A 26,057-nucleotide genomic window follows, 5' to 3' on the forward strand; every position below is an offset into this window, starting at 1 on the left:
TATGCACGATCATAACAACACTCAACCTTCTCCAGATGCTCAGGGCGCGGATGTGCAAGATGTGTTCGTGCTTAGCGACGCAGAGCGTGACGCTATCGAGCATGAAAAACATCATTACGAAGATGCCCGCGCGGCGTCGATTGAAGCGCTCAAAATTGTACAGAAACAGCGCGGCTGGGTGCCGGACGGCGCCATCTATGCGATTGCTGAGATTCTGGACATTCCGGCCAGCGATGTCGAAGGCGTCGCCACCTTCTATAGCCAGATCTTCCGTCAGCCCGTAGGGCGTCACGTCATTCGCTACTGCGACAGCGTCGTGTGCTACATCAACGGTTTCCAGGGCGTGCGCGCCGCGCTCGAGAAAAAGCTGAACATTCAGCCGGGTCAGACCACGTTCGACGGCCGCTTCACGCTGCTGCCGACCTGCTGTCTGGGTAACTGTGACAAGGGGCCTTCGATGATGATCGACGAAGACACTCACAGCCACGTCAAGCCTGACGATATCGATTCATTACTGGAGCAGTATCAATGACTAAAAACATTGCTCTCACTGCCGAACAGCATCCTCTCACCTGGCGTCTGCGTGACGACAAACAGCCGGTGTGGCTGGATGAGTACCGCAGTAAGAATGGCTACGCCGGCGCGCAAAAAGCCCTCACCGGTATCGCTCAGAGCGACGTGGTGACGCTGGTCAAAGATGCGGGTCTGCGTGGGCGCGGCGGGGCGGGGTTCTCTACCGGGCTCAAGTGGAGCCTGATGCCGAAAGACGAAAGCATGAACATCCGCTATCTGCTATGTAACGCGGATGAGATGGAACCCGGCACCTATAAAGACCGGCTTCTGATGGAGCAGCTGCCCCATCTGCTGGTAGAAGGCATGCTGATTGGCGCTTATGCGCTGAAGTCCTATCGCGGCTATATCTTCCTGCGCGGCGAATATGTACAGGCGGCGGCTAACCTGCGCCGGGCGATTGAAGAAGCCAAAGACGCTGGCCTGCTGGGCAAAAATATTTTGGGCAGCGGTTTCGACTTCGAACTGTTCGTTCATACCGGCGCCGGACGTTATATCTGCGGTGAAGAAACCGCGCTGATTAACTCGCTGGAAGGCCGACGCGCCAATCCGCGCTCCAAGCCGCCTTTCCCGGCGTCCGCGGGTGTGTGGGGCAAGCCGACCTGCGTTAACAATGTCGAAACTTTATGCAACGTGCCGGCCATCATTGAGCACGGCGTGGAGTGGTATCAGGGGCTGTCGGCGGGCAAGAGTAAAGATGCCGGCACCAAGCTGATGGGCTTTTCTGGTCGGGTGAAAAATCCGGGGTTGTGGGAGCTGCCATTTGGTACGACCGCGCGTGAAATCCTGGAGGATTATGCGGGCGGTATGCGCGATGGGCTGACGCTGAAAGCCTGGCAGCCGGGCGGCGCAGGAACCGACTTCCTGACTGGCGATCACCTTGACCTGCCGATGGATTTCGAAAGCATCGCCAAAGCGGGAAGTCGTCTGGGCACCGGGCTGGCGATGGCGGTGGACAACGAGATCAACATGGTCGGTTTGACGCGCAATTTGGAAGAGTTTTTCGCACGCGAGTCCTGCGGTTGGTGTACGCCGTGCCGCGATGGTTTGCCGTGGAGCGTGAAGCTGCTGCGCGCGTTGGAAGCCGGGCAGGGGCAGCCGGGCGATATCGAAACGCTGGAGCAGCTGTGCCGCTTCCTGTCGCCGGGACACACCTTCTGCGCCCATGCGCCGGGGGCCGTCGAGCCGCTACAGAGCGCAATAAAATATTTTCGGCATGAGTTTGAGGCGGGTATCGCCGAGCAGACTATCAGCAATACAAAAGCGATAGGCGGGATTCAACCGAACCTGCTGAAACAGCGCTGGTAAGCAATGGCCGAGTCGCAGATGCGATGTTTCGCACCGACGTAAGCGATTCTTCATCTGATAGACAGAATTTTTGATTAGCGCCTGCTTAAGACGCAGGCCTTTATGGAAGCATGCTGACTATGGCAACGATTCATGTAGACGGCAAAGAATATGATGTGAACGGAGCGGACAACCTTCTTGAGGCATGTCTCACTCTGGGCCTTGATATTCCTTACTTTTGCTGGCATCCAGCGCTGGGTAGCGTTGGATCATGCCGCCTGTGCGCGGTCAAGCAATACCAGAACGCGGAAGATACGCGCGGTCGCCTGGTCATGTCCTGTATGACGCCCGCCGCGGACGGCACCTTCATCGCGATTGACGATGAGGAAGCCAAATTGTTCCGCAAAAGCGTCGTTGAGTGGCTGATGACCAACCATCCCCATGATTGTCCGGTTTGTGAAGAGGGCGGCAACTGCCACCTGCAGGACATGACGGTGATGACCGGGCACAACACCCGCCGCTATCGTTTCACCAAACGTACCCATCATAATCAGGATCTCGGGCCGTTCATCTCTCACGAAATGAACCGCTGCATCGCCTGTTACCGCTGCGTCCGTTATTACAAAGATTACGCGGACGGCAAAGACTTGGGTGTTTACGGCGCGCACGACAACGTCTACTTCGGTCGTCCCGAAGACGGCGTGCTCGAAAGCGAATTCTCCGGCAACCTGGTGGAAGTTTGCCCGACCGGCGTCTTCACCGACAAAACCCATTCCGAACGCTACAACCGTAAGTGGGACATGCAGTTTGCGCCCAGCGTTTGCCAGCAGTGCAGCGTGGGCTGCAACACCAGTCCGGGCGAGCGTTATGGCGAACTGCGCCGTATCGAAAACCGTTTCAACGGCAGCGTGAACCACTATTTCCTGTGCGACCGCGGCCGTTTCGGCTACGGCTACGTTAACCTGAAAGACCGCCCTCGCAGCTCAGCAGCGTCTTGGCAACGAATGGACGACGCAGAACGCTGAACAGGCGGTGCAGAGCGCGGCCCATCTCTTGCGCGAGTCGAAACAGATCATCGGCATCGGCTCTCCGCGCGCCAGTATCGAAAGCAACTTTGCGCTGCGTGAACTGGTCGGCGCAGACAACTTCTACAGCGGCATTGCCCAGAGCGAACAGAGCCGCGTTCAGCTGATGCTGAAAGTGCTGAAAGAGAGCGGGGTTCATACTCCAGCGCTGCGCGAGATCGAAAGTTACGATGCCGTGCTGGTGCTAGGCGAAGATTTAACGCAGACCGGCGCGCGTATCGCGCTCGCAGTGCGCCAGGCGGTCAAGGGGAAAGCGCGCGAAATGGCCGCCGCGCAGAAAGTGGCGGACTGGCAAATCGCCGCCATCATGAATATCGGTCAGCACGCCAAACATCCGCTCTTCGTAACGAACGTCGACAGCACCCGGCTGGACGACGTGGCCGCGTGGAGCTATCACGCTCCGGTCGTTGAGCAGGCGCGTCTGGGCTTCGCCATCGCCCACGCGTTGGATGATGCCGCACCGGCCGTGACCGATTTGGCGGGCGACCTCGAACCCAAACTGGATGTCATCGTTCAGGCTTTGGCGGGCGCGAAAAAGCCGCTGATCGTCACCGGCACGAATGCGGGCAGCGAAGAGATTATCGCCGCGGCGGCCAACGTCGCCAAAGCATTGAAGGGGCGGGGTGCGGATGTCGGTATAACGTTCGTCGCCAGCAGCGCCAACAGCATGGGGCTGGGCATGATCGGCGGCAGCTCGCTGGACGAGGCGCTCTCCCGACTGGAGTCCGGCGAAGCGGATAGCGTCGTGGTGCTCGAAAACGATCTGTATCGACATGCGCCGACAAAGCGCATTGATGCGGTGCTGGATAACGTGGCCAACCTGATTGTGGTGGACCACCAACGCACCAGCGTCATGGATAAGGCCAATCTGATTTTATCGGCGGCCAGCTTTGCGGAGAGCGACGGCACGCTGATCAATCAGGAAGGTCGCGCGCAGCGCTTCTTCCAGGTTTACGATCCCGCCTACTACGACAACGCCACGGTGATGCTGGAAAGCTGGCGCTGGTTGCATGCGGTCAAAGCCCGTATGGCCAGCCGCGATGCTGACTGGACGCAGCTCGACCACGTAGTCGATGCGTGTGCCGCCGCGCTGCCGCAGTTAGCGGCCATCAAGGACGCCGCGCCGGACGCCTCTTTCCGCATTCGCGGTCAGAAGCTGGCGCGAGAACCGCATCGTTACAGCGGCCGCACCGCCATGCGCGCCAACATCGACGTGAGCGAACCGCGCCAGCCGCAGGATCAGGACACGATGTTCACTTTCTCCATGGAAGGGAACAACAGTCCTGAGGCCCAAAGCCGTCAGGTCGCATTTGCCTGGGCGCCGGGCTGGAACTCCCCGCAGGCGTGGAACAAGTTCCAGGATGAAGTCGGCGGCCATCTGCGCCACGGCGATCCGGGCGTCAGGCTAATCGAAGCGGGCGAGGGCGCGCTGGACTACTTCAACCAGATCCCGACGCCGTTTGCGGCACAGACGGGCCAATGGCAGGTAGCGCCTTACTATCATCTGTTCGGCAGCGAAGAAATGTCGCAGCGCGCTGACGTCATCCAGCAACGGATGCCACAGCCTTACGCGATGGTGAACCCGGCAGATGCGGCCCAGTTGGGCGTCAATCCGGGCGTGCTGCTGGAGATTGTCTGTGGTGGACAGACCTTGCGTCTGCCGGTACAGGTCAGCGCAGAGTTACGTCAGGGACAGGTAGGGTTGCCGCTGGGCTTCCCGGGCATCGCCCCGGTTCTGGCGGGCGCGACCGTTGAAACAATGCGGGAGGCGGCACAATGAGTTGGTTTACACCGGAAGTGGTGGATATTTTGATCGCCGTCCTCAAGGCGATCGTGATCCTGCTGGTCGTCGTGACCTGCGGTGCCTTTATGAGTATGGGCGAACGCCGCCTGCTGGGCTTGTTCCAGGGACGTTACGGGCCGAACCGAGTGGGGTGGGGCGGCTCGTTGCAGCTGGTGTCGGACATGCTGAAGATGTTCTTCAAGGAGGACTGGCTGCCGCCGTTCGCCGACCGGGTTATCTTCACGCTGGCGCCGATGATCGCGTTTACATCGCTGCTGCTGTCGTTTTCCATCGTGCCGATCACCCCGACCTGGGGCGTGTCCGACCTGAATATTGGTTTGCTGTTCTTCCTGATGATGGCCGGTCTGGCGGTGTACGCCGTACTGTTCGCCGGATGGTCCAGCAACAACAAATACTCGCTGCTGGGGGCCGTGCGCGCCTCTGCTCAGACGCTCAGCTATGAGGTGTTCCTGGGACTGTCGCTGATGGGCGTGGTAGCGCAAGCCGGTTCATTCAACATGCGCGACATCGTCGAGAGCCAGACGCATATTTGGAACGTCATCCCGCAGTTCTTCGGTTTCGTGACTTTCGCTATCGCCGGCGTGGCGGTGTGTCACCGTCACCCGTTCGACCAACCCGAAGCGGAGCAGGAACTGGCCGACGGCTACCACATCGAATACTCCGGGATGAAATTCGGTCTATTCTTCGTCGGGGAGTACATCGGCATCGTCACCGTCTCGGCGCTGATCGTGACGCTGTTCTTCGGCGGCTGGCACGGACCTTTCCTGCCCCCCATCGTGTGGTTTGCACTTAAAACGGCCTTCTTCATGATGATGTTCATCCTGATCCGTGCTGCATTGCCCCGTCCGCGTTATGACCAGGTGATGGCTTTCGGCTGGAAGATTTGTCTGCCGTTGACGCTGCTTAACCTGTTGGCGACCGCCGCGGTCATTTTGTACAACGCTCAATAAGGGGTGAATAAACCATGACACTGAAAGAACTCTTGGTGGGTTTTGGCACCCAGGTACGCAGCATTTGCATGGTGGGGTCCAACGCGTTCAAAAAACGCGAAACCCGCATGTATCCTGAGGAGCCGGTGAATCCGCCGCCCCGTTACCGCGGCCGTATCGTCCTGACGCGCGACCCCGACGGCGACGAACGCTGCGTGGCCTGCAACCTGTGCGCGGTGGCCTGTCCGGTCGGCTGCATCTCGCTGCAGAAAGCGGAAACGAAAGACGGGCGGTGGTATCCGGAATTCTTCCGCATTAACTTCTCACGCTGCATCTTTTGCGGCATGTGCGAAGAAGCCTGTCCGACGACAGCCATCCAGCTGACGCCCGATTTCGAGATGGGTGAATTCAAACGCCAGGATTTGGTGTACGAAAAAGAAGATCTGCTGATCTCGGGGCCGGGTAAATATCCGGAATATAACTTCTACCGGATGGCCGGCATGGCGATCGATGGGAAAGACAAAGGCGAAGCCGAAAACGAAGCCAAACCCATTGACGTCAAAGGTCTGCTGCCTTAAGGAGCCAAGCATGGAATTCGCTTTTTATGCGGCTGCGTTGATTGCGGTACTGGCAACATTGCGTGTCATTACCCATACCAACCCAGTGCATGCACTACTTTATTTAATCGTGTCTCTTCTGGCCATCGCCTGCGTCTTCTTCTCGCTGGGCGCCTATTTTGCGGGCGCGCTTGAGATTATCGTCTATGCCGGCGCCATTATGGTGTTGTTCGTCTTCGTCGTGATGATGCTGAACCTTGGCAGCGCCGTGGCTGAGCAGGAAAAACAGTGGCTAAGGCCAGGCGTCTGGATCGGCCCCGGCATTTTGTCTCTGCTGCTGCTGGCGGTCATCATCAAAGGCATCTACAGCGTGAGCGGCGAAGGTATTCAGGGCAGCGTAATTGACGCCAAAGCGGTCGGCATCACGCTGTTTGGGCCTTATGTACTGGCGGTAGAGTTAGCCTCTATGCTGCTGCTGGCCGGATTGGTTGTCGCCTTCCACGTCGGCCGTGAAGACAGGCTCGACGGTGTTGCGGACGTCAACGCCGCCGACAAGAAAACAACGGAGGGACGGGCATGATTCCCCTACAACACGGCTTGCTGCTGGCGGCCATTCTTTTTGTGCTGGGCCTGACCGGGCTGATTATTCGGCGCAACCTACTGTTCATGCTGATCAGTCTGGAAATCATGATCAATTCGGCCGCATTGGCGTTTGTGGTGGCCGGTAGCTATTGGGGTCACCCGGACGGTCAGGTGATGTACATTCTGGCGATCACGCTGGCCGCCGCTGAAGCCAGTATCGGCCTTGCTCTGCTGCTGCAGTTGTATCGTCGCCGTCAGACCCTGGATATTGATACTGTCAGTGAGATGCGCGGATGAACTTACTCTATTTAACTCTCTTATTTCCGCTGATCGGATTTTTGTTGCTGGCCTTCTCCCGCGGCCGTTGGTCTGAAAATGTCTCAGCGACCGTTGGCGTCGGTTCAGTCGGCCTGTCTGCGCTGCTCACCTGCTGGATTGGTGTAGACTTTTTCAACCATCAACAGGGCGACGGGGTTGTCTTCTTTAGCCAGCATCTGTGGACGTGGATGTCGGTGGGCAACTTCGACATCACCGTCAATCTGGCGCTGGACGGCCTGTCACTGACTATGCTCTCGGTGGTGACCGGCGTCGGCTTCCTGATCCACCTGTATGCGTCATGGTACATGCGCGGGGAAGAGGGCTACTCCCGCTTCTTCGCCTACACCAACCTGTTTATCGCGAGCATGCTGGTGTTGGTGCTGGCGGATAACCTGCTGCTGATGTATCTCGGCTGGGAAGGGGTAGGGCTGTGCAGCTACTTGCTGATCGGTTTCTATTATACTAATCCAAGCAACGGCGCGGCGGCGATGAAGGCGTTCATCGTGACGCGCGTCGGCGACGTCTTCCTCGCTTTTGCACTGTTCATCCTCTATCGTGAGCTGGGGACGCTAAACTTCCGGGAACTGATGGTTCTGGCGCCGCAACATCTGGCGGAAGGTTCGCCAGCCATCACGATGGCGACATTAATGCTGCTGGGCGGCGCGGTGGGTAAATCGGCGCAGCTACCGTTACAGACTTGGTTGGCGGACGCCATGGCGGGTCCGACGCCGGTCTCCGCGCTGATCCATGCCGCGACCATGGTCACGGCGGGCGTATACCTGATCGCCCGCACGCACGGTTTGTTCCTGATGGCGCCGGAAGTTCTGCATCTGGTCGGCATTATCGGCGCCGTCACGTTGGTGCTTGCCGGGTTCGCCGCGCTGGTCCAAACGGATATCAAGCGCGTACTGGCTTACTCCACCATGAGCCAAATCGGCTACATGTTCCTGGCGCTCGGTGCCGCCGCGTGGGACGCCGCGATTTTCCATTTGATGACGCACGCTTTCTTCAAAGCGCTGCTGTTCCTGTCCTCGGGATCGGTGATCCTGGCCTGTCACCACGAACAGAACATCTTCAAGATGGGCGGATTGCGTAAAACCATTCCGCTGGTTTACGTCTGTTTCCTGGTTGGCGGGGCGGCACTCTCAGCGCTACCGCTGGTGACGTCAGGCTTCTTCAGTAAGGATGACATTCTGGCGGGCGCCTGGGCGAATGGACACATCAACTTCGCCATCGCCGGTTTGGCGGGCGCGTTCATGACCTCGCTCTATACCTTCAGAATGATTTTTATCGTGTTCCACGGTGAAGAAAAAACGAAAGCACATGCGCTCAAGGGGATCACTCATCACCTGCCGCTGTTGATATTGCTGGTACTGTCCACGTTCGTCGGCGCGCTGATTGTGCCGCCGCTGCACGGCGTGCTGCCGCAAACCACGGAACTGGAACATAGCCAAATGCTGACGCTGGAAATTGCGTCAGGCGTCGTTGCTGTCGTCGGTATTCTGCTGGCCGCCGCTCTGTGGCTGGGGCAACGTCGCCTCGTCAACCGCATTGCCAACAGCGCGCCCGGTCGTTTCTTCTCGACCTGGTGGTTCCATGCCTGGGGTTTCGACTGGTTGTACGACAAGATCTTCGTCAAGCCGTATCTGGCGATTGGCACGCTGCTGAAACACGATCCGTTCGACAAGCTGATGACGATCCCGGCGCTGCTGGTGGCCTGGGGCAATCGTGGTCTGGCGGTCGGTCAGAACGGTCAAGTGCGGTGGTATGTCGCCTCTGTGGGTATGGGCGCCGTCGTGGTGCTGGGATTGCTGTTGCTGGCGTAATGGCGATACAGCGATTTTGAGGGTAGCGGACGTCTGAGTCAGGCGTCCCTGCCGGCAGCAAGTTTCTCGTTTTCTTTATATTTAGGGACACAAAACGCCATGCTACTACCTTGGCTACTTCTTATCCCCCTTATCGGCGGTCTGCTAAGCTGGCTGTTCGAGCGATTCGGCGCCAACTTGCCGCGTTGGATCGCACTGATGACTATGGGGTTGACACTGGCGCTATCCGTACAGCTTTGGCTGCAGGGTGGCTATTCTCTGGCGGTGCCGCACGGCGTGCCGCAATGGCAAGAAGTGTTTGACGCACCGTGGATCCCACGCTTCGGCATCGGTTTCCATCTGGCGCTGGATGGCCTGTCGCTGTTGATGGTCGTGCTGACCGCGCTGCTGGGACTGCTGTCCATCCTGTGTTCGTGGAATGAAAAGCATCGCCGTTCGGGCTTGTTTCACCTCAACCTGCTATTGACGCTGGTCGGGGTGATCGGGGTGTTTGTGGCGGTGGATCTGTTCCTGTTCTTCTTCTTCTGGGAAATGATGCTGGTCCCAATGTACTTCCTGATCGCCGTATGGGGTCACGAAGGCGCGGACGAGCGCGCCCGCAGCAAGGCCGCGACCAAGTTCTTCATTTATACGCAGACGAGTGGTCTGGTGATGCTGATCGCCATTCTGGGGCTGGTGCTGGCGCACCACGCGTCTACCGGCGTTTGGACGTTTAACTATGACGCCCTGCTGCGTACCGAAATGTCCCACGGCGTGGAATATCTGCTGATGCTGGGCTTCTTCATCGCCTTCGCGGTGAAAATGCCGCTGGTGCCGGTTCACGGCTGGTCGCCGGATGCGCATGCGCTGGCGCCGACAGCGGGTTCAGTCGATCTGTCGGGGCTGCTGATGAAGACCGCGGCCTACGGCTTGCTGCGCTTTAGTCTGCCGCTGTTTCCCACCACGTCTCATGAATTTGCGCCAATCGCCATGTGGTTGGGTGTCATCAGCATTTTCTACGGCGCCTGGCTGGCGTTCAAACAGACCGATATCAAACGCCTGGTGGCCTACACCTCCGTGTCTCACATGGGCTTCGTCATGGTCGCCATCTACTCCGGCAATCAGCTGGCGTATCAGGGCGCGGTAGTGCAGATGATTGCACACGGTTTGTCAGCTGCCGGGATGTTTATCATCTGCGGTCAGCTGTATGAACGTCTGCAAACGCGGGATATGCGCGAGATGGGGGGACTGTGGGGCCGTATTCGCTATCTGCCCGCCGTGTCGCTGTTCTTCGCGGTAGCGACGTTGGGGATGCCGGGAACCGGTAACTTCGTCGGCGAATTCATGATCCTGTTCGGCAGCTATCAGGTGGTGCCGGTGATTACGGTTATCTCCACCTTTGGTTTGGTGTTCGCCTCGGTGTACTCGTTGATCATGATGCAACGCGCCTACTATGGCGCACCGAAATCCGATGCACCGCTGGCTGGAATGACGACGCGCGAGCTGTCGATCATATTGCTGCTGATTGTGCTGCTGGTGGCGCTGGGTATTTATCCTCAGCCGGTTCTGGATACGTCCAGCGCGGCGATGACCAATATTCAACAGTGGTTTACGTCGTCGGTTCAGAGTTCCATTATTTCAACAACAAGGCTTTAATTCGCCATGACAATAACTCCTCAACAACTGATCGCGCTTTCGCCGCTACTCCTTGTCGGATTAACGGTAGTGGTTGTGATGCTGTCCATTGCGTGGCGACGCAACCACGTTGTGAATGCCTCTCTCTCTGTCATCGGCCTGGGGATGTCGCTGGCCGCCCTCTATTGGGTCGGTCAGGCCGGGCCTGCGGACGTGACGCCGCTGATTCGCGTGGACGGCTATTCGATGCTGTACACCGGCTTGGTGCTGGCGGCTGGATTGGCGACCTGCCTCTACGGCTACGCCTGGCTCAAGGGATATTCGGATAACCGCGACGAGTTCTACCTGCTCGTGCTCATCGCCACGTTAGGCGGCGTGCTGCTGGCCAGCGCCAACCATTTGGCGTCGCTGTTCATCGGTATTGAGCTGATCTCGCTGCCGCTGTTTGGGCTGGTGGGCTACGCTTTCCGTCAGGCGAGATCGCTGGAAGCGGCCGTTAAATACATGCTGCTGTCCGCCGCCGCGTCCTCTTTCCTGTTGTTCGGGATGGCGCTGGTCTACGCCGGCTCCGGCGACTTGAGCTTCGCCAGTCTGGGCAAAAGCCTGAGCGATCAGCAGCTGTATCAGCCGCTACTGTTGGCGGGGCTGGGTATGATGATTGTGGGCATTGGCTTTAAGCTGTCTCTGGCGCCGTTCCACTTGTGGACGCCGGATGTGTATCAGGGCGCGCCCGCGCCGGTCTCAACCTTTCTGGCGACGGCGAGCAAGATTGCCATCTTCGGCGCGGTCATGCGCCTGTTCCTGTACGCCCCGCTGGTCGACGGCGAGTCTGTGCGGTTGGCGTTAGCCGTAGTGGCCCTTGTCTCTATCATTGTGGGTAACGTGATGGCGGTGGCGCAGACCAATATCAAACGTCTGCTGGGTTACTCCTCCATCGCGCACATGGGCTATCTGCTGGTTGCGCTGATTGCCGTGCAGTCCCATCAACTGGCGCTGGAAACGGTCGGTGTCTATCTGGTCGGTTATCTGTTCAGCAGCCTGGGCGCATTCGGCGTCGTCAGCCTGATCTCCAGTCCTTATCGCGGCGCTGATGAAGATTCGCTGGCAGCGTACCGAGGCCTGTTCTGGCGTCGTCCGGTGCTGGCCGCGTCCATGTCTGTCATGATGCTGTCGCTGGCGGGGATCCCGATGACGCTGGGCTTCTTCGGCAAGTTCTACGTACTGGCGGTCAGCGTGAACGCGCAGCTGTGGTGGTTGACGGCGGCTGTGGTCGTCGGCAGCGCTATTGGCCTTTACTACTACCTACGTGCCATGGTGAATTTGTATCTCTCCAAACCACCGGCGCAGGTCTCGAGCCAGAACGACGCGGCGGTGTGTCCGTTCTCTCTGGGCGGCGTGGTGGTGGTGCTTTCCGCCATCGTCGTCGTCGCGCTGGGCCTTTATCCCCAGCCGCTGATTTCGCTGGTACAGATGGCGCAGCCATTGATGTAATTTCCGGTGAGTCAATGATGAAAGCCGCGACGTGTCGCGGCTTTTTTTATGACCATGGCCAGATAATGAGGAATTATCTGTTGTGATTCGGCCACGCATCGGCGTCAGGTTATCTATAGTTATAGGGTTAGCGCATTTTCACCCACAGGAGAAAATAATGGCACCGCATGATAAACATTCACAAGAAGTGAGTATCGAGGACGACGTGAAGCTGCTGTCCACCACGCTGGACGAGCTTTTGAAATATTCCGGCGATTACGCAGACAGCGCCTATGAGGATCTCAAAAAGCAGGCCTTTGACTCGTTGCAAGATGTTCGTTCACGCCTGGGGACTTCCAAAGGCTGCCGCCATCGGGCCAAAAAGTTTGCGAAGAAGGCGGACAGTTATATTCAGGATAACCCATGGCATGGCTTAGGCATCGGCGCGTCAGTCGGGCTGGTGTTAGGGATTTTGCTCGCCCGTAAATAAGGTTTCTTTCGTGACGTCGTATGTTGTCGACGCCGTTGACTGAACAGGCGCCGTATCCTCATCATGGATACGGCGCCTGTTGTTTATGCCTGGTGCGCTGCGGGTGGAAAGGACTCAGACGTTGAGCGTACCGTCAATCAAGGTGCGACTGTAGCCGCCAATCCACGGCTGACTGTCAATGTAGGCGACATTGACGCGCCCGTTACGGTACAGCATGGTGCCCTGGCGGACGCTGTAGCCCAATTTTCCCGTGACTTTATCCAGATCGTTGCCATGCTGCAGTGCGCGGGCAATACAGGCATTCGCGCTCCCGGTCACGGGATCTTCTATCACGCTGTCCAGCAGGAAAAACGCGCGGACTTCGTAATCGGTCGGCGTGGCATTTTCGTGCGGGCCGTAGATGGCGATGCCCTCGGCCCCTGTCGCCGCCAGCAGTTTTTCAAATGCGGGCTGAGCGATTCTGACGCCCAGGCAGGACGCGGCGCTGTCCATCCGCACGACCATCCAACTGATCCCCATACTGACGACGGTAGGCGGCACGTCGCCGTGACGATGATTGCTGCCGAGCGCAGTGTCAATCAGTGCGTAGTGGCTTGCGTCCACCGCATCGATGGCGGCTTCCGGCGATCTGAAGGCCAATTGGCCGTTGTCGGACAAATTGATGGGAATCAGGCCGACGCCGCACTGCTGGATCAGTTGTTCCGGGACATGCGGCGTGAGTCCCGCTTCCAGCAATGCATGCGCCGTGCCCAGCGTTGGATGGCCGGCAAAAGGCAGCTCATGCGACGGGGTGAAAATGCGAACCAGGTAATCCGCCGTTGGGTCCGTCGGCGGCAGCACAAAGGTCGTTTCTGAAAGATTGGTCCATCGGGCGATGGCCTGCATCTGCTCATCACTCAGCCCTTCAGCGTCCAGAATGACGGCCAGCGGATTACCCTGGAAATCATGGTGGGTGAAGACATCGACCTGTTTAAACTGACGCTTTGATGACATTTGCGCTTCCTTCAGGAGGTTTTCGACATAATAGGTTTTATTATCCAAGATTAGCACTTGTTTATAATCAGAATCTCACAGATACGTCTCTGATTAAATAGTGCGCGTAGATGGCCGGGATTCTGAGGGCTGCTTGTGGCATAATGTGCGGCAAATCACATTTAGATCTGAGTAAATACTGTGCTGGTAACGAATAACATAACGATGCAATTCGGCAGTAAGCCGCTTTTTGAGAACATTTCCGTCAAATTCGGCGGGGGTAACCGCTATGGCCTGATCGGCGCCAACGGCTGCGGTAAATCGACCTTTATGAAAATTCTGGGCGGCGACCTGACCCCCAGCGGCGGCAATGTTTCTCTGGATCCGAATGAGCGTCTGGGCAAGTTGCGCCAGGACCAGTTCGCGTTCGAAGCGTATTCGGTACTGGACACGGTCATCATGGGCCATGCCGAACTGTGGGACGTGAAAGAGGAGCGGGACCGTATTTACGCGCTGCCGGAAATGAGCGAAGAAGACGGCTATAAAGTGGCCGATCTGGAAGTGAAATACGGTGAAATGGACGGATATAGCGCCGAAGCGCGCGCGGGTGAGCTGCTGCTGGGCGTGGGGATCCCGCTGGAACAGCATTACGGTCCGATGAGCGAAGTCGCGCCGGGCTGGAAACTGCGCGTGCTGTTGGCGCAGGCGCTGTTTGCCAACCCGGATATTCTGCTGCTCGATGAACCGACCAACAACCTGGACATCGATACCATTCGCTGGTTGGAGCAGGTGCTAAATGAACGTAACAGCACCATGATTATCATTTCCCATGACCGACACTTCCTGAACATGGTGTGTACGCACATGGCGGACCTGGATTACGGCGAACTGCGTCTCTACCCGGGCAACTACGACGAATACATGACGGCAGCCACGCAGGCGCGCGAGCGTCTGGTGGCGGACAACGCCAAGAAAAAGGCGCAGATTGCCGAATTGCAGTCGTTCGTCAGCCGCTTCAGCGCAAACGCATCGAAATCGCGTCAGGCCACGTCGCGCGCGCGCCAAATCGACAAAATCCAGCTTGAAGAGATCAAGGCTTCCAGCCGTCAGAACCCCTTCATCCGTTTCGAGCAGGATAAAAAGCTGTTCCGTAACGCGTTGGAAATCGAGGATTTGGCGAAAGGATTCGACAACAGCCCGCTATTTAGCAAGCTCAAACTGCTGGTCGAAGTCGGTGAGAAAGTTGCAGTGCTCGGGACTAACGGCATTGGTAAAACAACGCTGTTGAAAACGCTGGTCGGCGACCTGGAACCGGATGTCGGCACCGTCAAATGGTCTGAAAATGTGCAGATTGGCTACTATGCGCAGGATCACGAATATGAGTTTGACGATGAGCTAACGGTCTTTGATTGGATGAGCCAGTGGAAGCAGGAGAACGACGACGAGCAGGCGGTGCGTAGCGTACTGGGCCGTCTGTTGTTCTCACAGGACGACATTCGTAAGAAAGTGAAAGTGCTGTCCGGCGGGGAAAAAGGGCGGATGCTGTTCGGCAAATTAATGATGCAGCGGCCCAACGTGCTGATCATGGATGAACCGACCAACCACCTGGATATGGAATCCATCGAATCGTTAAACATGGCGCTCGAAATGTTCCAGGGGACGCTGATCTTCGTCTCGCACGACCGAGAATTCGTCAGCTCACTGGCGACCCGAGTGCTGGAAATCACGCCTGAGAAGGTCATCGACTTTACCGGCAGCTATGAGGACTATCTGCGTAGTCGCGGGATCGAATAACGCCCGGCGTAGTAGTTTCCTTGCCGTAGTATCGAGCCGTCGCTTTTGCGACGGCTTTTTTGTCGGCGAAACTCGACGCGTGATTTAGCGCTTTTTCCCGTCGAACCGGGTCCTTATTGTCGTCCGCTCGGTGCTTAAGACGCCGCGTACTTGGCGACGCATCTCGGCGATGACAAATGACCGAGGCAATGCTACGTTCAGCGGGATTCTTTTCACGCTGGCTGGAAGAAAAACGCATGAATCGTACCGAAAAACCTGTTTTGATTATCCAGATGGGGCAGCCTCCTGCCCCTATCGCAGCCGATGTCGGCCAGCAATCGGACTGGTTCCGCAGCGCGCTGGCGCCGCTGGAACTCGACGAACTGCTGATTGTTCGTCCCGACTTGAACGAGACGTTGCCGTCGCCTTCCTCTTTTACCGCCGCGATCGTGACCGGCTCCTGGGCCATGGTCACCGACCGGTTGGAGTGGAGCGAACGAACGGGCGCATGGTTGCGGCAGGCGATGGACGAACAGCTGCCGCTACTGGGCATCTGTTATGGACACCAACTGCTGGCGGATGCACTGGGTGGAACGGTGACCGATAACCCGCAGGGGAAGGAAGTCGGGCTCGAAACCGTCTCGCTCGAGCCGTTGGCGGCGCAGGATAATTTGCTATCCGAACTGCCGACCCATTTCAGCGCCTATCTGACGCATTTACAGTCGGTGGTGACGCCGCCGCCGGGCGCGCAGGTACTCGCGTCATCAGCGTTGGACCGTTGCCAGATCCTGCGCTATTCGCCTACTGCGCTGTCCTTTCAGTTCCACCCGGAAATGGATGCGAGCGTGATGAACGCCTGTCTGAGAAACAGTCGGCAGCCGACGCTGACGATGCCGGAAGAACCCCGTTGGGCGCGTCGGCTATTGGTGGAGTTCGTGCGCCAGGCACGGCTAGCGGCTAGGGCAGGTTCGGAGTAGTCCGGTTGTCCCTCGAATTCAATGAGTTATGGTCACTCCCTCAGATTAGCGTAGAGGGAGGACAATTGATGTATTTACGCCCTGATGAAGTAGCTCAAGTATTTGAGAAAGAAGGATTTACTCGCGATACCGTGACGGATAAAGCCTATGGGTTCTACAAAGGCGAGCACTACGTCTATGTGAATCGCGAGGCTAGAATGGGGCGTACCGCCGTTGTCATCCACCCTAATCAGGGTGCGAAAAGTCTGAAATACGCGCATCCCGCGGAAACGCTGCGCAGCAGCCCGGCCTATGAGCGTTTTCCACGCGATCCAGAGTCTGAAACACCGTCTTATGTAGGGATTCCGCATGGTTTCACCTCACGGGCCATGCTGTCTCGTTATATCGAGCGGATGTTCGGCTGAATGCGCTTTGCGCGCGAGCGGCGAGCCCCGCGCATCGTTCTCTTTGTTGGCCGCGAGCGACTCGCGGTCTGAAAAGACCGGCCGCCGAGCGGGGCTACACTTGACCGCTTTGTTCCTGAAAGACGGGTGCGGAATGATGACGACACGCGCAGGGTTCGGCAGGGCGGTGAAACGCTTAACACGGGCGCATGCGACGCTGCGAAAACACCTATTCCGCACGACTCCCCTCCACGCAAGAGACCCTCAGACTCGCTAAACCGGTCAAAAAGGTATTTTCGTCCTACACTTAAAGTGACACGGTGCAACGTTGCACCGTTGAGTTCCAGCGGCTGGCGCCGCCGGGAACGAATAACGCATGTGGGGTATACTCCCCTTGGAAGCGCGTCGTTCTGGCTGATTATGGTCAGTCCGTCACTGTCACTACAACCGGAAAAGAACCCTGATGAGTTTTCATATTGTTCCTCAGGAACAGCCTGCAGGCGAGGCGGCGACGACCACGCTGGGAACGGTCCCGTCGTTGCTGTTCGCCAACCTGAAAAGCCTTTACAGCGGCCGCGCCGAACGGCTGCGTCAACTGGCAGATGATCACCCGCTGGGCGACTACCTGACGTTTGCCGCTCAGGTGGTGGAAGCCCAGCAGCACGTCCAGCACGATCATCCGCTAAAGATGGATTTCACCTCCCTCCTGCAAACGGGCGGAAAGCCGCCGTTGGACGCCGGGCATTTCCGGCGCGATGCGCACTGGCTAACGTTGCTGCAGGCGCTGATTGAGGAGTTGAAGCCGCAGATGAACGGCCAGATCCTCAGCGCGCTGGAAAATCTGGAAAAGATGTCCGTGCCGGAGAAGGAGGCGTTGGCCGATGCGTTGTTCAGCCAATCGTTTAGTGCCGAGAGCAATGACAAAGCCCCCTTCGTGTGGGCCGCGCTGTCGCTGTACTGGGCGCAGATGGCGAGCCAACTGCCCGGCCAAGTGCTCCCAGAGGAAGGCGAACATCGCCAGTTCTGTCCGGTGTGCGGCGGCATCCCGGTCTCCGGTGTGGTGCATATGGGGGCGGAAAGCGGTCTGCGTTACCTGCACTGCAACCTGTGTGAAACGGAATGGCACATGGCGCGCGTAATATGCAGCAACTGCGAACAGTCGGAACATCTGAGTTACTGGTCGCTGGAGGACGATCTGACGGCTAACCAGACGGAAAGCTGTGGCGACTGCGGCACCTACATCAAGCTGCTCTATCAGGAGAAAGACTGCCGGGTGGAAGCGGTAGCGGACGATCTGGCGTCGGTGGTTTTGGATATCAGAATGGAAGAGGAAGGCTTCTTTCGCAGTAGCATCAATCCCTTTTTGTTCCCGGAAAGCGCAATCTGAGTCGCGCGGGGAAGACGACAGCGCCCTGAGACCAGGGCGCTATCAGGTTAAAAGCCTTAGGCCGCGCGTGTTTTAACGACGAGCAGCACATAGGACAGCACGGCCAGCGCGTAACATCCTAACATCACCAGCGCCATCGACGTGGCGCTGGTGCCCGCCAGTCCCGTCAGCGGCACGCTCAATGCGCCCAGCGCGAACATGCTGAGACCAATTAGCGCCGAAGCGCTTCCCGCCTGATTCCCCTGACTTTGCATGGCCAGCGCTGAGGCGCACGGGCCAATGACGCCAATCATCGCGACGGCGAAAAACAACGGGACCAAAATCCACACCAGCGATGCCTGCGTCAGACCGGCGGTGAGCAGTATCGCCGAAGACAGCACCGCAATCGTCAACCCCACGCGAAGAACGCGCTCTTCCTGATGATTTCGGCTGAAGCGGGCGGATAGCTGTCCGGCGACAATCAGGCCGATACCGTTCAGGGCGAAGCACAGGCTAAACATCTGCGGGCTCAGGCCGTAGATTTGCTGCAGCACAAACGGGGACGCCCCGATGTAGGCGAACATCCCGGCGCCCGACAGACCCTGTGCCAGACACATTCCCATAAACTGACGTTCTTTTAGCAGGTCGCCGAGCGATGACAGCATTGCACCGAGCCCGCCGCGAATGCGGCGATCTTGCGGCAGCGTCTCGTGCATACGGAATGCCGACATGAGCAGCAAGATCATGGCGACTATCGCCAGTGCGACGAAGATACCGCGCCAGTCGGTCAGGCCCATCAGCGCGCCGCCCAACACCGGCGCAAAGATCGGTGCCAGCCCATTCACCAACATCAATAGGGCGAAAAAGCGGGTCAGTTCATGTCCGGCATACAGATCGCGGGCTACTGCGCGCGATAATACGGCGCCGCCGGCCCCGGCAATGCCCTGTAACAGACGTGCCGCCAGCAGCTGATGGATATCGGTGGCGAGGGCGCACCAGATTGAGGTGGCCAGGAGCAGCGCCAGAGAAAATAGCAGGGGACGCATGCGGCCGAGCGCATCGCTGAGCGGCCCAAAAATCAGCTGGCCGCCGCCGAGCCCCAGCAGTCCGGCGGTCAAGCTAAGCTGAGCGGTCGAATTGGAGGTGTTGAGCTCGTTCGTTAACTGCGGCAGCGCGGGCAAATACAAATCGGTGCACAACGGGCCGAGAGCGGCGAGGGAACCTAGCATGAGCGCATAGCCCAGACGGGTAGGGGCGTGTTTTTTCATAGAGTCTCTTTTTCCAAAAAAAGCAGGATGACAATGTGTTGATACGGCGCATGTCGAGGCGGCCGAGGAGCAAGGGATGACGGCCGTGTGCGCATGGATAAGTCCTGCGCCAGTGCGGCATTTGTTCCCCCCAAGCGGCGATGGAGGCCTGCGGGAGTCGTTGACCACACTTCTCCAGCCTCTGAGCCTCGGCCAAATAGCGGGAACTGTCCGGTCTTCGGGCTTCCTGTCGTGTGGGGAGACGGCAGGCTATGACGACGTCGAGCAGCACGGCCTTGTCGCCGCAGTGGCGGTGTATCCCATCACCGTAGCGATGACTGACCGGGATATCCGGCCTGTGTGCCGCATGATGAAAATATCGTTTCAGCGGCGAGATACGCGGCGTCTTCTCTTTAATGTCAGCGTCCTTGTGCGCGAACCTGTGGGAGTAGGGCACGCTGCCAGGACCCACCGCATCGGCAGGGTCGGCCTTACCGGCGACGTGGAAACCCGTCTGGCAAAAACCCAAGCGCGCTACGGCACGAAAGAGAGCCAGCCGCTTGCGAAAAAGGAAATTGTTGCGGGTATCTGTCGGCATTAGCGGCTCCGGGGGAAACTGCGGGAATTCATTATCTTGTTAACTTTCCCAGATCAAAATGATAGGTGTGATCGCTGGACAAGACAAATCGAGCGCAACGCCGCGCCAGAAAACGGCCGATGGTTTTCCGCTCGCAACTGGGAAGGGAATATCTGTACTGGCGAGACCCTGCTTTACCTCTATGCTTACACCATGGAACCGCAGGCCCACACGACGCTCTCCCAAGCGCGTTTCAAAATAGCATAACAAAGGTTAAGTTATTGTAAGGAAAGGCATTAGATTAGCTAAATATACTGCAAACTATTTGGCTCGGACATTTGACCCGCCCCCCGCCATATCGCATTATGGGCGCGCTTACGGGGGCCGTAGGACGGTTATTCCCCGTCAAGCGGCCTTCGGGACGGTATGTCACGGTGACGTCATCACACAATGTGTTCGCAATGACGCAAGTTGGATGGCCCGCCACGCTCGTCACCATGAGGGTGTTATGCGACCTGACATGCTCCCCGTTGGGGATCCAAAACAATTATAACCATCGCGCCGCATCCCAGATTCCGTTCTGAATGGCTGAAACGCTTGCGTAGCGTTAGGTGCTACTTCTGACCGTGGGAACGGCCGAGATCAAGGGACTACCATGATAAAAGCTACACGCAGCCTGCTGGCACTTGCCGGCTTTTTTTTAAGTATCGGTTATGTACAGGCTTCGGACTGTATTGAAACCCGTGCCGGCTTCGACATCGGCTCCGGCACCACTAAAGCGATGGTCGCAGAGGTGGATGTCTGTCACGGCGTACTCGGCAATGTCTTGTATCAACACGAGCAACCCGTCGGCTACAACGCGGATCTGGCGCGTTCCCTCAACGGCGAGCTGAGCCCGGCTATCGCCAACGAAGGGTTGGCGACGTTGCAGTCGCTGCTCCATGAGGTGAATCAGTGGCACCCGACCCGCATCAGCGGCGTGGCGACGGAAGTTTTTCGTTCCGCCAGCAACGGTGAGCAGGTGATCGCCGACTACGAACGTAACACCGGGCTGTCGATCAAAGTGCTCAGCCAGGAGCAAGAGGCGCTGCTGGGATTTATGTCAGCGAAAGCCACGCTCAATCAACCCGCGCTGAGCAATAGCGACATTCTGGTGTGGGATATCGGCGGCGGCTCCATGCAGATGACCAGCTTCGAACCGATCAACGGGCACCTAAAGCCGGTCGTCTATCTGGGTAAGCTGGCGGCGGTCAGCCTGAAGGACATGGTGATTGATGTTTTCCAGAACAAGGATTTGCGGGCGGTCTCCTCACCTAACCCAATCGGCGATCAGCTGCCGATGATCTTGCGTTTTGTTCGTTTCTACGCGACGACACACGTCCGGCCCGAGATCCGTCTCGCCGCGGCGCGCAAACTGGTCATCGGCATCGGCGGCGTGCACAGCTATTCCATTTCCGGCCAGCTCGGCACGGGGCGCAACAGCTATCGTCTGGAGGAGTTGAAGAACATCATCGGCAAAAAAAGCCATATGGATGATTCGCAGTTACAGGGCAAATACAAAGCCACGGACGTGACAAACCTGTTGCTGGTTGAAGGCTTCATGGAGGCGCTTGATATTGCGGAAGTGCATGTGGTGAAAGCCAGCCTGATTCAAGGCGTTTTACTGCAGTAATTACCCCTCAGCGTTATCTGCGCAGAGGCCGTCTTCAGGAAGGGGGGCGGCCTCTGCGCATCGTGCGTGTCGTTCGTTTTCTTTTAGTACCCTACAGCTGAGCCCGCAGGACGCCGGGAGTCATTGGCGCCATACAGATACCCTTCGCGGACTTTATCGGACACGGCGGAGTCATTGCCTGAATTGGCGGGCTCCACGCCTTGAATACCGGGCAGACCGACCATAATCAGCTCGGCGGCGCCCCAGGGCGTTTGTTCGACCATCTTATACCCGCGTTCCGCCAGCAGCTTCAGCGTATCGGCGGACAAGCCGCGGCGTTCATAATAAACCTCGTCCGGCAGCCACTGATGATGGATGCGCGGCGCATCTACCGCTTCCTGCGGCGTCATCCCGAAGTCGATAATATTCAATGCCGTTTGCAGCGTGATGCTGATAATACGCGAGCCGCCGGGCGATCCTAGCACCAGGAAAATCTTGCCGTCCTTGGTGACCAGCGACGGGCTCATGGATGACAGCGGCCGTTTGCCCGGCGCGATGGCGTTCCGCTCCCCCTGAACCAAACCGTAGAGGTTCTTTTCGCCGACTTTGGCGGTGAAGTCATCCATTTCATCGTTCAGGAAGAAGCCGGTGCCGGGCGCAATGACGACTGCGCCAAAACGCCCGTTGACGGTATAGGTGGTTGATACCGCATTTCCCTGATTGTCGACGATGGAATAATGGGTGGTTTCCGGCTTCTCACGCGGTTCAGCGCCGGGCGTAACCTGCGTCGACGGGGTGGCCCTTTCCGGGTCGATCTGGCTGCGAATCTCCGCGGCGTGGGTTTCGCTCAGCAGATGATCGATAGGGTTGCGTACAAATGCCGGATCGCCCAGGTAGGTGTTGCGATCTTTGTAGGCGTGGCGCAGCGCCTCAGTCAATGTGTGGATCGCCTGTGCGGAGTTGACGCCCATGCTTTTGAGATCATAGCCTTCCAGAACGTTCAGCGTTTCGCACAGCGTCACGCCGCCGGAGCTGGGCGGCGGGGAAGAGATAAATTTATAGCCCCGATAGGTGCAGCTAATCGGCGCGGTCTCCGTGACCGTATAGCGGGCGAAGTCCGCCGCGGTGATGATACCGCCGCCTTGTTTTGCTGCCGCTTCAATTGTGCGCGGTAGCGCTCCCTTATAGAAAGCGTCGGGACCGCGATCGGCGATGCTTTGCAGGGTGCGGGCCAGATCTTTTTGCACCAGCCGATCACCCGGCTGCATCGGAGAACCGTCCGGCCGCAGGAAGAGGCGGGCCGCTTCAGGATCTTGTCGGAAACGTTTCACGGTCGTGTTCATGATATCGGTATCGCCGCGGTTGAGGATAAACCCGTCGCGAGCCAGTTTGATGGCTGGCGCCAGCAGCTGCTGACGGCTCATCGTCCCATATTTTTCACGCGCGGTTTCCAGCCCCATCACGGTGCCGGGCACGCCGACCGCCAGATAGCCATACAGGCTGGCGCCGGGCTTCACTTTGCCTTCCGCGTCCAGATACATATCGGCTTTCGCCGCCGCTGGCGCGGTTTCGCGGAAGTTGATGAAGGTATCTTTGCCGTTCGCCAGATGCAGGGTCATAAAACCGCCGCCGCCGATATTGCCGCAACAGGCGTTCACCACCGCCTGGGCGTAGCCGACGGCGACCGCCGCATCCACTGCATTCCCCCCCTTTTTCAGAATATCAACGCCGACCTGTGAAGCCAGGTGCTGAGAACTCACCACCATGCCTTGCTTTGCCTCCACGGCCGGAATGGAGACCGCTGAGGCCGGCCCTGCGGTGAGGAGCCCTGATAAGCTTAATGCCAACCGCCATTTTCCTGATGTCATCCCTATCTCCTGTCGAACGCATACCTACTCTGTTGGTTTTATGACCGGTCATGGTGTTCGCCGGTGGCTAAACAGCATACGGAGCCGAATCCGATGAGGGAACCTTTCGATACCCTAAATTGAGAGAGGAAGACCAAGACGTGGCAAAAAGCATCGGCCCTCGTTGCGAGGGCCGGTAGTGGAGACGTCAGACCGCCGCATTTTCCGGTGCGGCGACCACTTCGACCAAACAGCTCATGGCATTGGGGCCTTGGGTGAGGGAAGAAGTGCCGATATCCAGCGTCAGCACGTTAGCGTTGCCGGATTTCTCCACCTTGTCCCACTCTTTCTGCTCCCAGCCCGGATCGAACCACGCGCCGGTGGACATAATCACCACGCCCGGCGTGACCCCGTCGGTGATTTTGACCCCGCCGTAAATGCGTCCGCGCGTGTTATAGACCTCGACCTGCATGCCGTCGGCGATATTGCGCGCGGCCGCATCCTGCGGGTGCATATAGAGCGTCTCGCGCCCGGCCGTCATGTTGGCGGCGACCTGAGGCGTGCTGCCGAGCTGGCTATGCAGCCGGTCCGAAGGCTGGATAGAGATAAAGTGAAGCGGCCATTGTTGCGCTATATCGGCGCCCAGCCACTCGACCGGCGGACGCCACTCGGGATGCGGACCGAAGTCATCGTAGCGGTAGCCGGCCAGCGTTTCGCTGAACAGCTCGATTTTACCGCTGGGGGTCTTCAGCGCGTGCTGCTCCGGGTTGTCGCGGAACGCTTCGAAGAAGACGAACGGCTTATCGTCCATTGGAATTTCGACGTAACCCTGACGCCAGAATGCCTCGAAGTCCGGCCATGTCTGCCCGGTGTCGCCCTGACGTTCGCGGCACTGCTGGTACATCATCGCCAGCCAGTCGCGCTCGCTGCGGCCCTGCGTGAAGTCGTCTCCGTAGCCCAGCCGTTCCGCCAGCTCGCTGAAGATATCGACGTCGTTACGCGCGTGATGCTGGGGCGCGATGGCCTGATGCATGGCGAAAATGTAGCGATCCCGCGAGGAGCCGCCGATATCGTTGCGTTCCAGCGTGGTGGTGACCGGCAGCACGATATCGGCCATGCGGGCGGCGGGCGTCCAGACAATATCTTGCACGACCACGGTATCCGGTTTGCGCCAGCCTTCCACCAGCCGGTTGAGCTGTTGGTGGTGATGAAATGGGTTGCCGCCCGCCCAGTGGATCAGATGGATATCCGGGTAGGTGTGCGTCTGGCCCTGGAACGTGTAGGGCTGACCGGGCTGCAACAGCATGTCGGCGATGCGCGCGACGGGGATGATGCTGCCGCGATTCGGTACGGAGGGCGAGGCCGGGGCGGGGGTGGCGATCCGTTCGTTGCCGACGCTGTTCATCGAGCCGTGTCCGAACGAGAAGCCGCCGCCGGGCAAACCGACCTGACCCAACATGGCGGACAGGGCGATCATCATCCAGTAGGGCTGCTCGCCGCGATGCGCGCGCTGTACGGAGTAGGAACAGGTGATAAAGCTGCGCACGCCGATGAGTTGTTGAGCAAGCCGCGCGATCCGCTCGGCCGGTATACCGGTGATGGCGCTGGCCCACTCAGGCGTTTTCGGCGTGCTGTCGGTATGGCCGTCGAGATAGTCGCTCAGCGCCTCGTAGCCCACGCAGTAGCGTTCGAGAAACGCGCGATCATCGGCCCCGAGACGGCGGATCTCAAAGCCCAGCGCCAGCATCAGCGCCACGTCGGTGTTGGGGCGAATCGGTATCCATTCCGCGTCGACGAACGCCGGGCAGTCGTCGCGCATCGGACTGATGTTAATGACCGGAATCCCTCGTGCCTTGAGCGTCTCTAGCGCGACTTTCAGCGTATGCTGACCTGCGCCGCCGGAGGCTACCTGCGCATTTTTCAGCGCCAGGCCGCCAAAGGCAATGAACAGCTGGCAATGATCCGCCACGCTGCGCCATTCGGTGACTTTACCGGTGAGCGGATGGAAAGTGCCGATGACGTAAGGCAGGAAGAACTGCGCCGCGCCCCAGCTATAGTTACCCGCCTGATCGACCGCGCCGCCGCCGCTGAAGTAGAAGCGGCGCACCTGCGAGCGCGCGTGGTGATAGCGTCCGGCGGAGGACCAGCCGTAGGAGCCGGCGAACAGACCCTCTGCGCCGTAGCGGTCGCGCACGCGCCGGTTTTCTTCGGCCACCAGATCCAGCGCGACGTCCCAGTCCACCTCCACAAACGGCTCTTTGCCGCGCAGCGAGGTGTCGCTGTTTTCCCGTTTAGCCAGCCAGGAACGGCGGACGGCGGGTTTACGGATGCGTTGCGGCGAGTAGACCAGCGGCACAATGCTGTCGAGCATCGGCGATGGATCGGGGTCGGCGGCAAACGGCTCGCAGCCAATCAGCCTGCCGTCTTCCACTACGGCCGTAAATGCGCCCCAGTGCGCGAGATGGGGGTAACGCGTGATCGTCATAGTGCCCTCGGAAAATCTGTGGTTTTTCCTCGCCGAAGAGCCGGCATGTATTGTCTGCGGATAATGATCCGGATAAGCAATAAACACGATGTGGACGGGATGGTAAAGAGGGGCGGCGCTTTTTTAGTGCAGACGAATATCGCTTAAGGTGCATGCGGTTGATTTTTAAACACCTTGGCTGAGTGGGATGACACCTCTGGAAGACCTTGATGGACGCGCGTCGATAACGCCTGACCAAATGGCGTAA

At 58.5% G+C, this 26,057-nt stretch carries 20 protein-coding genes and 1 pseudogene; 17 read left to right on the forward strand and 4 right to left on the reverse strand.

All coding sequences use genetic code 11. The features are described from left to right. Nucleotide 1 precedes the first annotated feature (1 nt). From nuoE to AU511_RS08470, 11 genes and pseudogenes are all read left to right on the forward strand, one after another. Nucleotides 2–532 (forward strand): NADH-quinone oxidoreductase subunit NuoE, encoded by a 531-nt coding sequence (gene nuoE / locus AU511_RS08420; protein ID WP_094101521.1) that lies wholly within the window; start codon nt 2–4, stop codon nt 530–532. Next, entirely contained in the window at nt 529–1,878 is a 1,350-nt protein-coding gene (nuoF, locus tag AU511_RS08425) for an NADH-quinone oxidoreductase subunit NuoF (protein ID WP_094101520.1), read from the forward strand. The genes nuoE and nuoF overlap by 4 nt, the downstream gene beginning before the upstream one ends. Nucleotides 1,879–1,997: 119 nt before the next feature. Beyond that, nucleotides 1,998–4,722, forward strand: a pseudogene (gene nuoG / locus AU511_RS08430) (NADH-quinone oxidoreductase subunit NuoG). After that, nucleotides 4,719–5,696 (forward strand): NADH-quinone oxidoreductase subunit NuoH, encoded by a 978-nt coding sequence (nuoH, locus tag AU511_RS08435; protein ID WP_085650986.1) that lies wholly within the window; start codon nt 4,719–4,721, stop codon nt 5,694–5,696. The pseudogene nuoG and the gene nuoH overlap by 4 nt, the downstream one beginning before the upstream one ends. A gap of 14 nt (nt 5,697–5,710) precedes the next feature. Continuing rightward, nucleotides 5,711–6,253, forward strand: a complete 543-nt coding sequence (nuoI, locus tag AU511_RS08440) for an NADH-quinone oxidoreductase subunit NuoI (protein ID WP_094109373.1) — start codon at nt 5,711–5,713, stop codon at nt 6,251–6,253. A gap of 10 nt (nt 6,254–6,263) precedes the next feature. Next, nucleotides 6,264–6,812, forward strand: a complete 549-nt coding sequence (gene nuoJ, locus AU511_RS08445; protein ID WP_094101981.1) for an NADH-quinone oxidoreductase subunit J — start codon at nt 6,264–6,266, stop codon at nt 6,810–6,812. Then, on the forward strand, nt 6,809–7,111 hold the full coding sequence (nuoK, locus tag AU511_RS08450) for an NADH-quinone oxidoreductase subunit NuoK (protein WP_094101980.1): 303 nt from the start codon (nt 6,809–6,811) through the stop codon (nt 7,109–7,111). The genes nuoJ and nuoK overlap by 4 nt, the downstream gene beginning before the upstream one ends. After that, complete coding sequence (gene nuoL, locus AU511_RS08455; RefSeq protein ID WP_094109374.1) at nt 7,108–8,958, forward strand: NADH-quinone oxidoreductase subunit L; 1,851 nt, start codon at nt 7,108–7,110, stop codon at nt 8,956–8,958. The genes nuoK and nuoL overlap by 4 nt, the downstream gene beginning before the upstream one ends. Before the next feature lie 99 nt (nt 8,959–9,057). Beyond that, nucleotides 9,058–10,593, forward strand: a complete 1,536-nt coding sequence (nuoM, locus tag AU511_RS08460) for an NADH-quinone oxidoreductase subunit M (RefSeq protein WP_094109375.1) — start codon at nt 9,058–9,060, stop codon at nt 10,591–10,593. 6 nt (nt 10,594–10,599) lie between these two features. Further along, nucleotides 10,600–12,063, forward strand: a complete 1,464-nt coding sequence (gene nuoN / locus AU511_RS08465; RefSeq protein ID WP_094109376.1) for an NADH-quinone oxidoreductase subunit NuoN — start codon at nt 10,600–10,602, stop codon at nt 12,061–12,063. A 157-nt stretch (nt 12,064–12,220) separates the two neighbouring features. Continuing rightward, nucleotides 12,221–12,532 carry a DUF883 family protein gene (locus AU511_RS08470; protein ID WP_094101977.1) on the forward strand — a complete coding sequence of 104 codons (312 nt, stop codon included), beginning with the start codon at nt 12,221–12,223 and terminating at the stop codon, nt 12,530–12,532. 114 nt (nt 12,533–12,646) lie between these two features. Here AU511_RS08470 and AU511_RS08475 read toward each other — a convergent pair whose 3' ends face one another. After that, entirely contained in the window at nt 12,647–13,525 is an 879-nt protein-coding gene (locus AU511_RS08475; protein ID WP_094109377.1) for a PhzF family phenazine biosynthesis protein, read from the reverse strand. 180 nt (nt 13,526–13,705) lie between these two features. Between AU511_RS08475 and AU511_RS08480 the strand changes: the two genes are divergently transcribed. The 4 genes from AU511_RS08480 to fdhE all read left to right on the forward strand — a co-directional run bounded on the left by AU511_RS08480 (nt 13,706) and on the right by fdhE (nt 18,024). After that, nucleotides 13,706–15,298 (forward strand): ABC-F family ATPase, encoded by a 1,593-nt coding sequence (locus AU511_RS08480; protein WP_094109378.1) that lies wholly within the window; start codon nt 13,706–13,708, stop codon nt 15,296–15,298. Nucleotides 15,299–15,534: 236 nt separating this feature from the next. Beyond that, entirely contained in the window at nt 15,535–16,254 is a 720-nt protein-coding gene (locus AU511_RS08485) for a glutamine amidotransferase (protein ID WP_094101983.1), read from the forward strand. 68 nt (nt 16,255–16,322) lie between these two features. Then, complete coding sequence (locus AU511_RS08490) at nt 16,323–16,658, forward strand: YgaC family protein (RefSeq protein ID WP_094109379.1); 336 nt, start codon at nt 16,323–16,325, stop codon at nt 16,656–16,658. A 442-nt stretch (nt 16,659–17,100) separates the two neighbouring features. Beyond that, entirely contained in the window at nt 17,101–18,024 is a 924-nt protein-coding gene (fdhE, locus tag AU511_RS08495; protein ID WP_094101974.1) for a formate dehydrogenase accessory protein FdhE, read from the forward strand. 56 nt (nt 18,025–18,080) lie between these two features. Here the strand turns inward: fdhE and AU511_RS08500 are convergent, their stop codons facing one another. Next, nucleotides 18,081–19,271, reverse strand: a complete 1,191-nt coding sequence (locus AU511_RS08500) for a multidrug effflux MFS transporter (protein WP_094101973.1) — start codon at nt 19,269–19,271, stop codon at nt 18,081–18,083. 160 nt (nt 19,272–19,431) lie between these two features. On the opposite strand from AU511_RS08500, the gene AU511_RS08505 reads away from it, so the two are divergent. Together AU511_RS08505 and AU511_RS08510 are read left to right on the forward strand one after the other, a co-directional pair. Next, a complete protein-coding gene (locus AU511_RS08505) occupies nt 19,432–19,851 on the forward strand; it encodes a hypothetical protein (protein ID WP_139829359.1) in 420 nt (139 codons plus the stop codon). Between the two features lie 631 nt (nt 19,852–20,482). After that, nucleotides 20,483–21,499 (forward strand): Ppx/GppA phosphatase family protein, encoded by a 1,017-nt coding sequence (locus tag AU511_RS08510; RefSeq protein ID WP_094109381.1) that lies wholly within the window; start codon nt 20,483–20,485, stop codon nt 21,497–21,499. An 83-nt stretch (nt 21,500–21,582) separates the two neighbouring features. Here the strand turns inward: AU511_RS08510 and ggt are convergent, their stop codons facing one another. Together ggt and AU511_RS08520 are read right to left on the reverse strand one after the other, a co-directional pair. Next, on the reverse strand, nt 21,583–23,346 hold the full coding sequence (ggt, locus tag AU511_RS08515) for a gamma-glutamyltransferase (RefSeq protein WP_094109382.1): 1,764 nt from the start codon (nt 23,344–23,346) through the stop codon (nt 21,583–21,585). Between the two features lie 187 nt (nt 23,347–23,533). Then, nucleotides 23,534–25,810: a molybdopterin-dependent oxidoreductase gene (locus AU511_RS08520; RefSeq protein ID WP_094109383.1), complete on the reverse strand. Its 2,277-nt coding sequence runs from the start codon at nt 25,808–25,810 to the stop codon at nt 23,534–23,536. Between the last annotated feature and the right edge of the window lie 247 nt (nt 25,811–26,057).

Origin of the sequence: Lonsdalea iberica, from assembly GCF_002111585.1 — a bacterium.
GTDB classification, from domain to species: domain Bacteria; phylum Pseudomonadota; class Gammaproteobacteria; order Enterobacterales; family Enterobacteriaceae; genus Lonsdalea; species Lonsdalea iberica.

Coding starts and splice junctions, on each gene's coding strand:
- nuoE (WP_094101521.1), top strand. CDS start 2: ATGCACGATCATAACAACACTCAACCTTCTCCAGATGCTCAGGGCGCG.
- nuoF (WP_094101520.1), top strand. CDS start 529: ATGACTAAAAACATTGCTCTCACTGCCGAACAGCATCCTCTCACCTGG.
- nuoH (WP_085650986.1), top strand. CDS start 4,719: ATGAGTTGGTTTACACCGGAAGTGGTGGATATTTTGATCGCCGTCCTC.
- nuoI (WP_094109373.1), top strand. CDS start 5,711: ATGACACTGAAAGAACTCTTGGTGGGTTTTGGCACCCAGGTACGCAGC.
- nuoJ (WP_094101981.1), top strand. CDS start 6,264: ATGGAATTCGCTTTTTATGCGGCTGCGTTGATTGCGGTACTGGCAACA.
- nuoK (WP_094101980.1), top strand. CDS start 6,809: ATGATTCCCCTACAACACGGCTTGCTGCTGGCGGCCATTCTTTTTGTG.
- nuoL (WP_094109374.1), top strand. CDS start 7,108: ATGAACTTACTCTATTTAACTCTCTTATTTCCGCTGATCGGATTTTTG.
- nuoM (WP_094109375.1), top strand. CDS start 9,058: ATGCTACTACCTTGGCTACTTCTTATCCCCCTTATCGGCGGTCTGCTA.
- nuoN (WP_094109376.1), top strand. CDS start 10,600: ATGACAATAACTCCTCAACAACTGATCGCGCTTTCGCCGCTACTCCTT.
- AU511_RS08470 (WP_094101977.1), top strand. CDS start 12,221: ATGGCACCGCATGATAAACATTCACAAGAAGTGAGTATCGAGGACGAC.
- AU511_RS08475 (WP_094109377.1), bottom strand. CDS start 13,525: ATGTCATCAAAGCGTCAGTTTAAACAGGTCGATGTCTTCACCCACCAT.
- AU511_RS08485 (WP_094101983.1), top strand. CDS start 15,535: ATGAATCGTACCGAAAAACCTGTTTTGATTATCCAGATGGGGCAGCCT.
- AU511_RS08490 (WP_094109379.1), top strand. CDS start 16,323: ATGTATTTACGCCCTGATGAAGTAGCTCAAGTATTTGAGAAAGAAGGA.
- fdhE (WP_094101974.1), top strand. CDS start 17,101: ATGAGTTTTCATATTGTTCCTCAGGAACAGCCTGCAGGCGAGGCGGCG.
- AU511_RS08500 (WP_094101973.1), bottom strand. CDS start 19,271: ATGAAAAAACACGCCCCTACCCGTCTGGGCTATGCGCTCATGCTAGGT.
- AU511_RS08510 (WP_094109381.1), top strand. CDS start 20,483: ATGATAAAAGCTACACGCAGCCTGCTGGCACTTGCCGGCTTTTTTTTA.
- ggt (WP_094109382.1), bottom strand. CDS start 23,346: ATGACATCAGGAAAATGGCGGTTGGCATTAAGCTTATCAGGGCTCCTC.
- AU511_RS08520 (WP_094109383.1), bottom strand. CDS start 25,810: ATGACGATCACGCGTTACCCCCATCTCGCGCACTGGGGCGCATTTACG.